The organism is uncultured Megasphaera sp. (assembly GCF_900539295.1).
In the GTDB taxonomy this organism is placed as follows: Bacteria; Bacillota; Negativicutes; order Veillonellales; family Megasphaeraceae; genus Megasphaera.
The window spans coordinates 89,157-102,295 of the sequence record NZ_UQBH01000001.1 but is presented as its reverse complement, the minus strand read 5'-3'; the positions used below and the strand labels follow the sequence as shown (position 1 = coordinate 102,295).

The window sequence follows — 13,139 nt, the reverse complement described above, 5'->3', positions numbered from 1 at the left end:
ATGAATACTTTTGGACAGACCATCGGCCTTACGATTTTTGGGGAATCCCACGGTGTTTCTATCGGTGCCGTCTTAGACGGACTGCCGGCCGGTATGGCCATCGACTGGGATGCCGTCGGTCAGGAAATGGCCAGGCGGGCACCGGGAAAGAATAAGCTGTCGACGACGCGGTCGGAAAAAGACGCCTTTGAAATTCAGAGCGGATTTTTTAACGGCCATACGACGGGGACGCCCTTGTGTGCCATGATCCGCAACGGCGATCAGCACTCGCGGGACTACGATCAGCTGCGCCATATCATGCGGCCCGGCCATGCCGATTACTCCGGTAAGATCCGCTATGGCGGCTTCAACGACTACCGCGGCGGCGGCCACTTTTCCGGCCGCCTGACGGCTCCCTTGGTCTTTGCCGGTGCCGTCGCTTCGCAAATTTTAGCCGGGCAGGGCGTTGTCATCGGCTCTCATATCCTGCGCTTGGCCGATGTTGAGGATAAAGGCTTTTCTCCTCTCGGTGAGTCGACAGAAACCCTTCAGGCCTTAAAAAAAGAGACGCTGCCTGTCCTCGATAAGGAACGGGCAGCTGAGATGGAAGAGCGGATCGTCGCAGCTAAAAACGACCTCGATTCCGTCGGCGGCGTCATTGAATGCATGGTCACGGGCCTTCCGGCGGGACTCGGCGATCCCTTTTTCGACTCCGTCGAAAGCTGCCTTAGTCACATGATGTTCTCCGTGCCTGCCGTAAAGGGCATCGAATTCGGCGACGGCTTTTCTTTGACCGGCCTTCGGGGATCTCAGGCCAACGATGCCTTCTATTACGATCAGGGCGTCGTAAAGACCAAGACTAATCACAATGGCGGCATCAACGGCGGCATTACCAACGGCATGCCCCTCGTATTCCGTCTGGCTGTCAAGCCGACGTCGTCCATCAGTCAGACTCAGGACACGATTGATACGGATACGAAGGAAAATTGCCAACTGGTCATCAAAGGCCGCCACGATCCCTGCATCGTTCAAAGAGCCGTCCCCGTCGTCGAAGCGGCAGCGGCTTGGGCCATCCTCGATGTTTGGCTGTCGACGAAAGGACGGTGCCTGTAATGGAGGATCCTGGAGCGAAAGGACTGCGCATCGCCTGTTTCGGCCGGCCCGGTTCGTATACGGATGAAGCCATGGGGCTCTATTTCGACGGTCAGGATTTTGCGGCGGCGTACTTCCCTCATTTTGAAGACGTCATCCAAGCCGTCGCTTCCCGGAAGGTCCGATACGGCGTCTTGCCGATTGAAAATTCTTCGACCGGCGGAATTACGGATGTCTATGATTTCATCCACCGCTATGACTGCTGCGTCGTCGGGGAGAAATACGTCAAGATCGATCACTGCCTGCTCGGCCTGCCGGGGGCAAAGCTTGACGACCTTCGTGAAGTCTATTCCCATATTCAGGGCCTGAATCAGTGCCGGGACTATCTGAAATACCACCAGGAGTGGCAGCTCCACCCTTATTTCAGCACGTCTGAGAGCGCCGAAAAGGTCCGGAATATGAAAGATTCCCATATCGGGGCCATTGCCAATCGCAAGGCAGCCTCGCTGTACGGCTTGGACATACTGGCTGAATCGATCAACGACAACGCCCAGAACTACACCCGCTTTTTCGTCATTTCCGCTGATCGGGAACAGGTACCGGCAGCCGATAAGATCACCTTGGTCCTGACGACGCAGCATCGCCCCGGCGCCTTGTACCACGTCTTGGGCTACTTTTTCTACAACGGCATGAATATGACGCACTTAGAGTCGCGTCCCCTGAAAGGGCGGCCATTTGAATACTTTTTCCATATCGATGTCATGGGAAATCTCAGCGATCCGGCAACGGACCGAGTACTGCATAATCTGGCAGAACACTGCAACTACTTTAAAATTCTAGGCAATTACGTATCCGACCGAGGAGGGATATAGATGAAGTTAGGCGTTATTGGAGGCAAGCTGGGTCACACCGCTTCTCCGGCAATCCACGACAAACTGTTCCGCATCTTACAAGTCCAGGGCCGAGCTCGTTACGGCATCTTGGAAATGGACCGCAGCGACATTTCTAATGAACTGAAGCGCCTTCGCCGAGAAGGCTATACGGGAGCTAACGTCACCATCCCGTATAAACTCGACGTCATGCCGTATTTGACGGATATTTCTCGTGAAGCCCGCATCATCGGCGCCGTCAATACGATTCACTTTACCGATCACGGCACCTTCGGATACAATACGGATTACTGCGGATTCGGCCGATCCTTGGTTCATGCCGGCATTACGGTAAAAAATAAGGACTGCGTCGTCCTCGGCTCCGGCGGCGGGGCCCGGGCTATCATCCAGTACCTCTTTGACAATCAGGCCAAATCTATCGTCGTCGTATCTCGAAATCCGCACTCGAAAACGGAATTCGATGAATTTACGAAACGGATCGGTGTCGAAACGATTGATTACCCTGCCTTTGAACGATCCTGCAGGGGCGATGTTCTGGTAAACTGCACGCCTGTCGGCATGTTTCCCAATATCGACGGCTGTCCCATATCGGAAGAGGCCATTGCCCGCTTTCCAGCCGTCGTCGACATCGTTTACAATCCTAAAGACACCTGCATTTTGCAGGCTGCCAAACGGCACGGTGCCAAGACCTTAAACGGGATGTACATGCTCGTCGCCCAGGCCATCGGTTCTGAAGAAATTTGGATGGATCAGGATATATCTTCGTCAGTCATTGAACAAATTGCAAGGGAGATGGAACACTATTATGAAAAATAAAAAGAACATCATCATCATCGGCATGCCCGGCAGCGGCAAGACAACCTTCGGACAGGCCTTAGCCAAAAGAATGGGGCGGGATTTCTATGATGCCGATGACGTCATCGTAGCCCAAGAAGGAAAATCGATTCCCGAACTCTTTGCCGTCAGCGAAGACTGCTTCCGCGATGCCGAAGTACGGGCCAGCAAGGCTTTAGCGGCTAAAGAAGGCACGGTCGTCGCCTGCGGCGGCGGCGTCGTCAAGCGCTCGGAAAATATCGAAATCTTTAAACAGACGGGCATCGTCTTCTTTCTCGACCGCTCACCCGATGATATCGTCAGTGATGTCGACGTCTCGACGCGGCCCCTCTTAAAGGACGGAAAACAGAAAGTATACGACCTCTATGATGAACGCATTGCCCTCTATCGCAATGCCGCCGATTACCGAGTCCTCAATGATAAGACCATTGAAGAAGTGTTGGACGCCTTTTCAGCTATTATTGACGATATTAAATAGACCGAAGAAAAACAGATGTCCCCATGAATCATGATTCATGGGGACATCTGTTTTTTGTTGGAAAATTTATTGGCTTAAGGTGTGCTTATTAGTGAAGGGCACGCAGGATTTGCTGGAGCATGGTGACTTCAAGTTGACCCGGAGCAGATGCTTTTTTTGCAGAGCCGAAGGTCAGAGCAGAACCGAAGATTTCACCGCTGATGCGGCTGATGGCACCGAGTTTACCCATGGACATGGTAATGATCGGTTCATCCGGATACTGCGATTTTACAGCTTCCGTTGCCGAAAGCAGGGTCAGAACGTCTTTTGCAGACTTTGGCATGCAAGCCAATTTTGCGACGTCAGCGCCGAGTTTCTTCATGCCTGTTAAACGGTCGGTGATTTCATCGAAAGACGGCGTCTTGTCGAAGTCATGATTGCTCATGACAACTGTGACAGCATGTTTTTTAGCTGCAGCTAAGGTCTTTTCAATGCTTTCGCGGCTGCGGAAGTATTCGATGTCGACGGCATCGACTTTGCCGCTTTCAATGGCGTAGTTGATGAGGTCGAAGTAGTATGCTTCGGGAACGGCTGTTTCGCCGCCCTCTTCTTTGGTGCGGAAGGTGAACAGGATGGCGCCGTTGGGAAGTTCTTGGCGGACAGCTGCTAAGGCTTCACCGACAGCTTCGAGAGACGTAACGTCTTTTAAGAAGTCGATGCGCAGTTCGACGACATCGTAAATTTTATCTTGGAGATAACGGCATTCTTGAACGAGTTCGTCGACAGAGTGGCCGACGATGGGAACGCAAATCTTAGGCATTCCGTTATCGAGGTTGACATTGCCAATTTTAACCATGTTTAAATCCTCCTATGCAGTAGCTTTTTCTTTCATGACACTATTGTAGCGTACGTAGATGATGCAGGCAATGATGAAGCCTGCCAGAGCGATGGCGGCATCGAGGCCCATGATGCTGTTGATTCCGCTGTCAGCCATATAGCCGGTAATGACAGGAATTGTGAAGGAAGCGATAGAGCCTGTGGTATAGAAGATACCGGTCATCGTGCCTTTTCCTTTGGGGAACATTTCCGTCATCATGACCAAACCGAGCTGCATGACGCCGCCGGCAGCGGAGAAGCCGACGATGAACGAGAGAATCGGAGCTAAGGTGCTCGAAGGCATGAAGTAGAGGCCGCTGATGGAAAGGGTGGAAATGAAGGTATAGGCGACGAGCAGGGTAATCGGACGAATCCCTTTCTTGGTGATGATAGCCGTAAAGAAGACGCAGGCCAGGGAGCCGATAGAATAGTAACTCATGAGCGAGCGAGCAGCCATGTCCGACATCTGAGCGACAGCAGCACCGTATTTGGTAAGCCACTGGCTGATGAGGTAGAACGTAGCCTGCGAGATATAGCCGTAGAGAACGAAGCAAATGCCTTCGAGATACCATTTGGATTTAGGAATCCAGGACGCAGCTGCCGTATCCTTGCCTTCTTCTTGAGCTTCTTTTACCGGATTCATGGAAGGGAAGCTGAGTTTCATCATGACCGGAATGTTAAGAGCCAAGATGACGGCGGCGACGATGAAGGACCAGCCGTACCAAGCCTGCATCGAAACCAAGATGCCGATAAATAAAGGCAAGAGGAACTGACCAGCCGAAATGAAGGCTTTCAAGAGAACCGTAACCGTGCTGGCGCTTTCCGGATAAGACTCGATGAGGGCCGGATAAGTCCCGGCATCGAGGAAGGAGTTGGCAATCCCGGCTAGAATACCGAAGACGCAGGCGACGGCCGACGTCGGACTGAGCAGGATGCCGACGAAGAAGGCGGCATAGGTGACCATGCCGAGGAGGACGAAGGGCTTGCGGCCGTATTTGTCCGATAATTTGCCCGATACGAATAAGACGATGAGGCGGCCGATGCCAAGCATGGAAATAACCCAGGCGACGTCGGCAATGCTGCCCCAGCGAGCTGCCAGGGCATCCATGTTTTGGGCGAGTACGATAACGCCAATGCCGTGTACAAAGTAGTTCAGATACAGGCTAAGGCATAAGGGGCGATAGGAATGTGTCTGTTCCATGGATAGTTTTCTCCTTTGGGTGATAATTAGAAAAGAACGTCCTTAATGAAGTCTACGGGCATTTCTTTGCCGGTCCAAAGTTTGAAGGCTGCAGCACCCTGATAGAGCATCATGCCGAGGCCATTGAAGTTTTTGCAGCCGACTTCGTCGCACCATTTCATCAACTTCGTCTGGCGCGGAGCATAGACCGTATCCATGACGACTAAATCCGGGCGGAGATAGGATTTATCCGGAAGGGAAACGACGTCTTCAAGGGGTTTCATGCCGCACGACGAGCTGTCGATGAGGATATCGGCACTGTCTAATTCTTCTTTCAATTTAGCGTGGTCTTCGAGGTGGTAGATATTGACGATGCAGTCCGTCCGTTCACGGAGTTTCTTGACCGTTTCTTCACCGCGGGCATAGAATTCATCGTCAAGGTTGAAAATCGTCAGTTCGCGTACGCCGTCGAGGGCTGCCTGAACCTGGATTGCCGTTGCGGCACCGCCGGCACCGATGACGACCATTTTTTTGCCGACGTATTCAACGCCTTCGTCTTTGAGAGCCTGCATGGCGCCGACGCCGTCGGTAATGGTGCCGGTCAATACGCCGTTATCGTTGACGACGGTATTGCAGGCGCCGATAATCTGGGAGGCCGGCGACAATTTGTCGAGGTACTGCGTGATCGGTCCTTTGTTAGGCATGGAAACGTTCCAGCCGCGGACTTTCATGGCACGAAGGCCTTTGACCGTTTCTTCCAGCGTCGAGTTGTCGACTTCAAAGCAGACATAGACGTAATCGAGGCCCAATTTCTTGAAGGCTTCGTTATGCATCGTCGGCGACATGCTGTGACGGATCGGATAAGCGATGAGACCGATTAATTCCGTATGACCTGTAACTCGTTCTGTAACTGCAATTTTACCCATGATAAAAATCCTCCTATTGGTTAATAGATAATAGAATAAGTTATTTAAAACACATGTGTTAATTTTCACATGTAGTTGTATAAAAAGATAAGCAGCAGGATACTGTCACTTGAAACAGCGGCAGTATCCTGTTTTTCTGCTCATTTAGTCATCAAAACCACCGATCATATCGATCGTAGCGACGATGTCGCGGCCGAGTTCTGTGCCGTGGATAATCTGACCTGTCTTGCGGCTGTTGCCAAAGTTGCAGAAGGGAATTCCTTGTTCTTTGGCATAGGTTTCAAAGGGATTGTCCGCCGGGATGTCCGGAACGAGGCCCATGCAAATGAAACCGTAATCGAAAGGATACTCGGCAGATTCACCGTTGTGGGAGGCAATGAACTTGTCCGGGCAAACCTTCTGCAAAGCCGTGCTGAGGTGCATGTCGACGGGATGCTTTTCTAAGAGTTCTTTAAACGTCGATTTCGAAACGATATCGGCATCTTTCCCGAAGGACGGCATCATTTCAATCATCGTGACTTCAGCTTTACGAAGGGTGAAGAATTCCATGACGTCGAGGCCGACGGCACCGCAGCCGATGATGACGACCTTTTTGCCTTCCGCATTGGCTTCGTAGTAAGGAATGTTGTCCATGAAACCGTAGATGGAGCGGATGTTGGAACCTTCAGCATCGGTCAATTCGCGAAGGCCTTCAATAGGCGGCAGCATGGGGCGAGAACCCGTTGCGGAATAGAGGATATCCGGCTTTAATTCAGCCAAGAGTTCCTTGGTTGCCGTCGTATTCAGGCGAATCGTCAGATTAGGCAGTTTAGCTGCACGGTGTTCGAGGTAGGCCGGGAAATCTTCGATACGGCTCTTTTCCGGGAACAAGGCAATCTTGCGGGTCAATCCACCCAATTTATCTTCTCGTTCGAGAAGGGTGACCCGACAGCCGACTTCAGCTGCCGTGCAGGCTGCTTCTAAGCCCGATGTGCCGCCGCCGATGACGACGACGTGGATGTCGCGGGTGACCTTCTGTTTCTTATACTGATCGCCGCCGGTAACGTCGGGGTTGATGGTGCAGCGAATGGGCTGGGATTTCGAGATTCGGTGATCGGCACAGCCGATGTTGCAGGAAATACACTGGCGGATACAGTCCGTACGGCCAAACTGTGCTTTGCGGACCCAGTCGGGATCGGCGATGAGACCGCGGCCGATGGCGATAAAGTCGGTCTTGCCTTCGGCAATGACCTGGTCGGCGATTTGCGGATGACGGATGTTGCCGGAAGCGACGACCGGTTTGTTGAATTTCTTTTTAACGGCTTCCGCCAGGTAGACACGCCAAGCATCGGGCATGTCGCATTTATCGATCTGGTACTGGATGGAGTCGTTGACGGCAGCCGATACGTTGATGATATCGACTTCCGGTTCGATGTATTCGAGGAGCTTCAACGTATCTTCCAAGGTGTTGCCGCCTTCGATGAATTCATCTGCCGAAATACGGAAGGAAATGGGAACCCAAGGGCCTACGGCCTTGCGGACCGCTTCGACGACGAGGCGAGCAAAACGGGCACGGTTTTCATAGGAGCCGCCGAATTCATCGGTACGTTTATTATACAGAGGAGATAAGAACTGGTCCAGCAAGTATGAATGGCCGCCGTGGATTTCTACCATGTCGAAGCCGGCCTGGATAGCGTGCTGAGCGGCAATGGCATATTTCTGGACAATGTTGAGAATTTCACATTTATCGAGAGGACGTGGTGCCGGATTGCCTTCTTTAGAGGGAACCGACGAGGACGACACGGATTGAAGCCCGTTCAGCCGTTCCGGGTATGCCGAAGCACCGGCGTGATTGAGCTGGATCGATGCCAAGGCACCGTATTTGTGAATCCGTTCGGTCAGTTCATAAAGACCGGGGATGAATTGCTTCTTGTCGATACGCAGCTGTTTCGTCCCGTTGGTTGCCAAGGGATAATCGATACAGGCGTTTTCGACGGTAATCAAGGCGGTGCCGCCGCGGGCGCGAAGACCGTAGTAATTCTTCATTTCTTCCGATACTTCGCCCGTGAAGGTTGCAAGGTTAGAACCCATCGGGGGCATGATGACGCGGTTGCGGAAGGTAGTCCGCTTGACCGTGAAGGGTTCAAAAATATGTGGATACTGCTGGCTCATAAAGAGAGACCCTCCTTCTATATAGGACTAAAATCTATGTGAAACATAGAACTATATTTTTGATACGTCCCTATTATACGGACAAAATACTGATAACACAATTTCTTAAAATACGGCAAAATAATTCAAAAAAACTATTGAAAATGATATAATAAAGACGGGATATGTAGAGAAAAGGATGTCAGCACAAAAACAATATTTCTGGGAATGACGATTTTTTAGCATAACCATGCGGTTTTTATAAAATAAATATAACTGGAGACAAATAATTTGGCTTAAAAACAATCGGCCTATATTGATAGAAAACGAGATTGGAATAATAAACATAGACCTATTGATTCATCTGCTTTTGCCACTTTTGTTGAGAAAAAGGCATACGTAAGGAGTCTATTATGAACTTAAAGCAACTTCAATACTTTTTAAAATTGGCTGAAACCGAACATTATCGAAAGGCTGCAGAAGCCTTGTTCATTACTGAGCCCAGCCTCAATCGAGCTGTTCGGGAAATGGAAAAAGAGCTGGGAATCCAGCTCTTTGAAAAACGGGGGAGAAATATTTATTTAAATAAGTACGGCCATCTTTTCTTGCCTTATGTGAAACGTTCTCTTCAGGAATTGGAGCGCGGCGTCGATTTGATGAAGGCCTATACGCGTCCCGATCAAGGAAAGATTACGCTGGGCTTTATTTACACCATGGGCTATACTTTGGTGCCGGAGATGATTACCCAGTTTCAGGCAGCTGAAGGCAATGACGGCATAACCTTTGATTTTCATCAGGGGACGACAGCGGCGCTGATTAAAGAGTTGAAAGAAGAAAAAATCGATGCAGCCCTCTGCTCTTCGGTTGAAAATGAACCGGACGTTCTTTTTTACCCCGTTGCCGAGGAAGAACTGGTCGTAGCGGTCCCTAAAGGCCATCCACTGAGCAACCGCGGCTCCGTATCCTTAAAAGAGCTCGAGCCCTACCCCATCATTGCCTTTGATAAGAGCAGCGGTTTAAACGAGATGATCAATAAACTGCTGGAGCAAGCTCAGGTGCAGCTGAAAATTGCCTGTCATGTAGAAGAAGACAACGCCATGGCCGGCTTTGTAGCGGCCGGCTATGGCGTTGCGATTTTGCCTGATTTTTATACCTTGCAATACTATAATCTCGATCGAATACCCATTGCCGATTCCTTTGAACGGCGCTACCTATTCTTGGCTCTTCTGCGTCAATCGCAGGTGCTGCCCGTCGTAGAACGATTCCGAAACTATCTCTTATCTCGTTGGCAGCGAGGGGCATTATAACCTATTCTTCAATGCGGTGGAGGTCACCGACGATGAAGATAAATGAGAAAACGCCGAGGGCGGCGACGCAGCCGACGAAAATCATGGCGCCTACAAAAGAGCCCGTAGCTTGGACGATGAATCCGATGACGATGGGCGTAATGATGCCGGCCAGATTACCGATGAAGTTGAACACGCCGCCGGCAAGGCCCACGGAATGGGCAGGGGCTACATCGCCGACAGTACTCCAGACGATGGCGGCCATGCCCTGACCTAAGAAGGCAATGGCCATGACGGCGATGATGGCATTGAGGGAATCAAAGTAGTTGGCCGTCATAATGGTCATCGAACAGAGGAGACCGCAGATAATCGGCAATTTTCGTGCTTTCGAAAGGGAACTGCCGCGGCGCAGCATCGAGTCAGACCAATAGCCTCCGAGGAGGACGCCGATAAGGGCGCCGATGTAAGGAATGATAGCGTAAATGCCGGCTTTTAATAAGGGCAGGTTCTTAGACATGACCAGGTATGTCGGAAACCAGGTCAGGAAGAAGAACATGGTACTCGTGTTGGCGAACTGGCCTAAGTAAATGCCTAAGAGCTGGCGGTGCTTAAATAATTCTGCGATTTGGGACCAGGTAATTTTTTGCTTTTCTGTTGCCTGGCTGCCTAAGCCGCCCCCTTCTCGGATGTAGGCCAGTTCGGCTTCGTTAGCGCCGGAATTGGCACCGGGGTCGCGGTAGAGGAAGAACCAAAAGAGGCTGGCGACGATGCCGATAAAACCTGTGATATAGAAAATTTCCCGCCAGCCGTAGGTTTCTAAAATCCAAAACAGAACGGGCGTCAGAAAAGCCAGGCCGATGAATTCGCCGGCCGTATAGATAGACGTTGCCGTTGCCCGTTCATGTGACGGGAACCAGGCGGCGACGACGCGGCTGTTTGTCGGGAAGGCCGGCGCTTCGGCTGCGCCGATGGCCATGCGAATGCCAAAGAGAGAGACAAAGGATTTTCCCAGGCCCATGAACATGGTGAACAGGGACCATAAGAATAACGATGCCGTATAGACGATGCGTGAGCCGAAGCGTTCGATGAACCAGCCTCCGGGAATCTGCATCAGTCCGTACGACCAGGAAAAGGCCGAAAATAAGAGGCCCATGGTAGCAGCACTGAAACCGAGCTCGTCGCTCATGCTCGAGGCAGCGACGGCCATGTTGGTCCGATCCAGGTAATTGATGGCCGTGAGGATAAATAAGAGAAACAGCATAAACCAGCGCTTCTTTGTTTTCTTAGGACTTGAGTGTGTCATATATCATCTTCCTTTCGGCTTGTTCGGATATTCACATATACTGATAGTATCATGGTAGTGAAGAATATATTTATTGTAACTAAGAATAGGAATAGATACTATTATTTATTTCGCATTTATTGATACGTATTGGTTATTGGTTTCTTGAATTAACCTTAGATTAAGGAATTGATGGATTCATTGTACTCAAAAAGGCTGGTGTACGAAATAACCTATTCGTACACCAGCCTTTTTAGATTCAATATTATTTTTCATCCATAATGGCCACGGGGCCTCGTTCGCCGGTGCGGATGCGGACGGCGTCGGCCAGGGGATAAATGAAAATCTTGCCGTCGCCGGGCTTCCCTGTTTTGCAGACTTTTTCGGCGACTTCGACGACCTTGTCGACGGGGACTTCACAGACGACGGTCTCTACCTTGATGCCCGGCAGGAGATTGATGTTGTATCGCTGGCCGCGGTACACTTCGACGTAGCCTTTTTGAAGGCCGCAGCCAAAGACCTGACTGACGGTCATGCCCATGACGCCGATGTTGTTCAGTGATTCTTTCAGTTCTTCCAACTTGCTCGGACGCGTAATGATTTCTATTTTGGTAAGGGTATGTTCTTCCATCTGTATCACCTCTATATCGTGTGGCTGTTTATACCGGCTCGGTTTACGACGGCGGCATGGCCTAAGGACGTATTTTCTAAGGACGGGGACGACGCGTCGCCAAAGGGACTGCCGGAGGTGATGGCGTAATTGTAGCCCTGTTCGCCGTGTTCTCCAATATCGAGGCCGGCGATTTCTTCTTCTTTATCGGCACGGACCGTCATGAACAGGCTGATGACTTTAAAGATGATAAAGGTGCCGGCAATTGCCAGAATATAGGCGACGGCCGTAGAAATGAGCTGTGCCGTTAGTAAATGGCTGCTGCCGTAGAATAAGCCGTCAGCACCGGCAGGATTGACGTCGGTCGTAGCCCAGAGGCCCGTTGCGATAGAACCCCAGGTACCACCGATGCCGTGAATCCCGAAGGCGTCGAGGGAATCGTCATAGCCGAGTTTGGTCTTGACGACGGCGACAGCGACGTAGCAGATGACGCCGCCGACAGCGCCGATAATGAGGGCCGGAAGAGGAGCGACGAAGCCTGCTGCCGGCGTGATGGCGACGAGGCCTGCGATGCAGCCGGAAGCGGCGCCGAGGATGGTCGGCTTGCCCTGAACCATCCATTCGATGGCGACCCAGGCGACGGTAGCGGCGGCGGCTGCGGCCTGAGAGGCGATGAAAGCGCTGGCTGCCAATTCATTGGCCCCGAGGGCACTGCCGGCATTAAAGCCGAACCAGCCGAACCAGAGAAGGGCGGCGCCAAGGACGGTCATGGGGAGGTTATGAGGGACCATAGGACTCTTCCCGTAGCCGTAGCGGCGGCCTAAGAGAACGCAGAGGGTGAGGCCGGATACGCCGGATAAGATGTGGATGACCAGACCGCCGGCGAAGTCCAGGGCACCGAGTTTTGCCAGGAAGCCGCCGCCCCAGACCCAATGGGCCATGGGATTATAAATGAAGAGGGCCCAGAGCAGGATGAAGACGACGAAGGCGTGGAACTTCATGCGTTCGGCAAAAGCACCGGTAATAAGGGCCGGCGTGATGACGGCAAACATGCACTGAAAGGCGACGAATGCTAATTCCGGAATCGTTCCGTTTTCGAGGACGGCCATGCCGACGCCGGAGAGGCCTATTTTATCAAGAGATCCGATGAAGCCGTTAATGTCGGTACCGAAGGTCATGGCATAGCCGATGAGAATCCATTCGACGGAAATCATAGCGACGATGAAGAAACTTTGCATGATCGTAGCCAGTACGTTTTTATTGCGGACCATGCCGCCGTAAAAGAAGCCCAGACCCGGTGTCATGAGAAAGACGAGAGCGGCACTGATGAGGACCCAGGCCGTATCGCCCGGATCAATCGTTCCCGGCGAAGCTGCAAAGACGCGCGGCGCTGCCGTAACCAGACAAGGCAGCAGCACCCAGATGCGGGACCATAATTTTTTCATATTCTTAGCCTCCTGACCCATAAAAAAGATGCCTTTCCCGGTTGTTGCTATCCGAAAAAGACATCGTTGTCTATTGTCCTATTGTGATTATCCTCAGAATATGAAAAGCCCAAGGGATAGGTGACTATCGACTTGGGCTTCATTGCCGGCTT

12 protein-coding genes are annotated in these 13,139 nt (G+C 51.6%); 5 read left to right on the top strand and 7 right to left on the bottom strand.

Going from position 1 to position 13,139, the window contains the following annotated elements:
* Genes aroC through QZQ46_RS00490 form a run of 4 tightly spaced genes read left to right on the top strand, consistent with a single transcriptional unit; the run spans window position 1 to window position 3,273 of the window.
* Window positions 1-1,092: a chorismate synthase gene (gene aroC, locus QZQ46_RS00505; protein WP_296826007.1), complete on the top strand. Its 1,092-nt coding sequence runs from the start codon at window positions 1-3 to the stop codon at window positions 1,090-1,092.
* Window positions 1,092-1,943, top strand: coding sequence for a prephenate dehydratase (gene pheA / locus QZQ46_RS00500; protein WP_296826006.1), 852 nt, complete (start codon window positions 1,092-1,094; stop codon window positions 1,941-1,943). The genes aroC and pheA overlap by 1 nt, the downstream gene beginning before the upstream one ends.
* Entirely contained in the window at window positions 1,944-2,777 is an 834-nt protein-coding gene (locus QZQ46_RS00495; protein WP_296826005.1) for a shikimate dehydrogenase, read from the top strand.
* Window positions 2,767-3,273 carry a shikimate kinase gene (locus QZQ46_RS00490; RefSeq protein ID WP_296826004.1) on the top strand — a complete coding sequence of 169 codons (507 nt, stop codon included), beginning with the start codon at window positions 2,767-2,769 and terminating at the stop codon, window positions 3,271-3,273. Before QZQ46_RS00495 ends, QZQ46_RS00490 begins: the two co-directional genes overlap by 11 nt.
* 88 nt (window positions 3,274-3,361) lie before the next feature.
* Here the strand turns inward: QZQ46_RS00490 and aroD are convergent, their stop codons facing one another.
* From aroD to QZQ46_RS00470, 4 genes are all read right to left on the bottom strand, one after another.
* The gene (aroD, locus tag QZQ46_RS00485) at window positions 3,362-4,108 is read right to left on the bottom strand and encodes a type I 3-dehydroquinate dehydratase (protein ID WP_296826003.1); all 747 of its coding nucleotides are present in this window, start codon (window positions 4,106-4,108) and stop codon (window positions 3,362-3,364) included.
* Between the two features lie 12 nt (window positions 4,109-4,120).
* A complete protein-coding gene (locus tag QZQ46_RS00480) occupies window positions 4,121-5,329 on the bottom strand; it encodes an MFS transporter (RefSeq protein ID WP_296826002.1) in 1,209 nt (402 codons plus the stop codon).
* Between the two features lie 26 nt (window positions 5,330-5,355).
* Entirely contained in the window at window positions 5,356-6,234 is an 879-nt protein-coding gene (locus QZQ46_RS00475) for a shikimate dehydrogenase (protein WP_296826001.1), read from the bottom strand.
* 144 nt (window positions 6,235-6,378) lie between these two features.
* On the bottom strand, window positions 6,379-8,385 hold the full coding sequence (locus tag QZQ46_RS00470) for an FAD-dependent oxidoreductase (protein ID WP_296826000.1): 2,007 nt from the start codon (window positions 8,383-8,385) through the stop codon (window positions 6,379-6,381).
* 392 nt (window positions 8,386-8,777) lie between these two features.
* Here QZQ46_RS00470 and QZQ46_RS00465 point away from each other — a divergent pair, with 392 nt between their 5' ends.
* The gene (locus QZQ46_RS00465; RefSeq protein ID WP_296825999.1) at window positions 8,778-9,671 is read left to right on the top strand and encodes a LysR family transcriptional regulator; all 894 of its coding nucleotides are present in this window, start codon (window positions 8,778-8,780) and stop codon (window positions 9,669-9,671) included.
* Between the two features lies 1 nt (window position 9,672).
* Here QZQ46_RS00465 and QZQ46_RS00460 read toward each other — a convergent pair whose 3' ends face one another.
* From QZQ46_RS00460 to QZQ46_RS00450, 3 genes are all read right to left on the bottom strand, one after another.
* Window positions 9,673-10,953, bottom strand: a complete 1,281-nt coding sequence (locus QZQ46_RS00460; RefSeq protein ID WP_296825998.1) for an MFS transporter — start codon at window positions 10,951-10,953, stop codon at window positions 9,673-9,675.
* A gap of 244 nt (window positions 10,954-11,197) precedes the next feature.
* Window positions 11,198-11,563, bottom strand: a complete 366-nt coding sequence (locus QZQ46_RS00455; RefSeq protein ID WP_296825997.1) for a P-II family nitrogen regulator — start codon at window positions 11,561-11,563, stop codon at window positions 11,198-11,200.
* A gap of 11 nt (window positions 11,564-11,574) precedes the next feature.
* Window positions 11,575-12,987, bottom strand: coding sequence for an ammonium transporter (locus QZQ46_RS00450; RefSeq protein ID WP_296825996.1), 1,413 nt, complete (start codon window positions 12,985-12,987; stop codon window positions 11,575-11,577).
* Window positions 12,988-13,139 lie beyond the last annotated feature (152 nt).